This window comes from Cupriavidus sp. (assembly GCF_057315035.1).
Window position 1 is genome coordinate 1 of sequence record NZ_DBHKYV010000084.1, and the last position, 1,651, is coordinate 1,651.

Genomic DNA, 1,651 nt, shown 5'->3' on the forward strand with positions numbered 1-1,651 from the left:
ATCGCCGGAGACCTGGACCCGGCGCGCCTATCGCAACCTGATCTACTTCCACGAAGCCGACAAAGGTGGTCATTTCGCCGCCCGGGAACAGTCGCAGCTCTTTGCCGGGGAGCTTCGCGCGGTGTTCCGGAAGCTGCGCTAGTACTTGGGGCGTTCATGCGGAATAATGACTTCAGTCGCTTCGGGCCCGCTCAGGTCAACGGAGTCCACGCATGAGATGAATGCACAGCCGAGGGCGTCTCGAATACGGTGATGCCGTGATGCGACAGTCGGTTTTCCGGCGGTCCGGACGACAACTTGCAGGAGGCATGAAGCGATGAGCGTCGAGAGAATCGAGATCCCAGGCAGCCGCGGCGGCACGTTGGCCGGCCGGCTGGAGACGCCTGACGGGCCGGTGCGCGGTCATGCGCTGTTTGCGCACTGTTTTACCTGTGGCAAGGACAGCCTAGCCGCGTCGCGCATCGCCAGGGCATTGATGCAGCAGGGTATTGCGGTGCTGCGCTTCGACTTCACCGGAATCGGCGCCAGCGACGGTGATTTTTCCAGCACGAACTTTTCGTCGAATCTCGACGACATCGAAGCCGTCGCGACCTATATGCGGGCGCGAGCAATGGCCCCCTTACTGCTGATCGGCCATAGTCTCGGGGGCGCGGCGGTGCTGGGTGTGACGCAACGGCTGCCGGAGGTGCGGGCAGTCGTCACCGTCGCCGCACCGAGCGATCCTCGCCATGTGCTGGGATTGCTAGGCGACAAGGTGGAGAGCATCCAGGCAGAAGGTGAACTGGACGTGAAGCTTGCTGGCCGGCCGTTCCGTATGACACGACAATTCGTGGAAGATGTCTCGAATCACGCGCTGCTTGCCGACGTAGCCAGTCTTGGACGGCCATTGCTTGTGCTGCAATCGCCCACCGACGACACAGTGGATGTAACGAACGGTCTCGATATTTTCGCGGCGGCGGCGCAGCCGAAAAGCTATGTCGCGCTCGATGGCGCCGATCATCTGTTGCAGAACCGCGAGGCGGCGGCCTACGCGGCCAGCATGATCGCGGCCTGGTCGCAGCGCTATCTGCCGATCGCCGATGTGGCATCCGACGAGGCGTCGCTGGCCGAAGGGGGTGTCCAAGTGGCCGAGTCCCATCAGGGGCGCTATCAGCAGGATGTCCGCGTGGGCCGGCATGTGCTTGTCGCTGACGAACCTGCGGCGATGGGTGGCGACGATGCGGGTCCCAATCCCTACGATCTGCTCTTGGCCGGGCTCGGCGCATGCACGTCGATGACAATGCGAATGTATGCGGAGCGCAAGGGTTTACTGCTCGACCATGTCGCAGTGGAGCTCAGTCATGCGAAGGTCCATGCCGAGGACTGCGCGGCGTGCGAAAGCAAAACCGGGATGATCGATCGCATCGAACGCCGAATCCTAATCAGGGGAGCACTCACCCCGGAGCAGCGCCAGAGCTTAATGGATATCGCGGAGAAATGCCCGGTTCACCGCACACTGCATGCGGAGATCCGGATCGATACGGCGGCAACGCCCGAACAATGAACGCCAGATCGTCGCCCGTACAGACGCCGCGGCAGTAAGTAACTGCCCAAATCGGCGGCGATGAGGCGCGAGATCAGGGGCAAGGCAGACATGCGGACGGATCGGCGG

Annotated in this window: 1 protein-coding gene; it reads left to right on the forward strand. The window is 62.7% G+C overall.

The annotated features are described in order from the left end of the window. Positions 1 to 316: 316 nt before the first annotated feature. A complete protein-coding gene (locus ACO550_RS39375; RefSeq protein WP_485995175.1) occupies positions 317 to 1,543 on the forward strand; it encodes a bifunctional alpha/beta hydrolase/OsmC family protein in 1,227 nt (408 codons plus the stop codon). Positions 1,544 to 1,651: the final 108 nt, after the last annotated feature.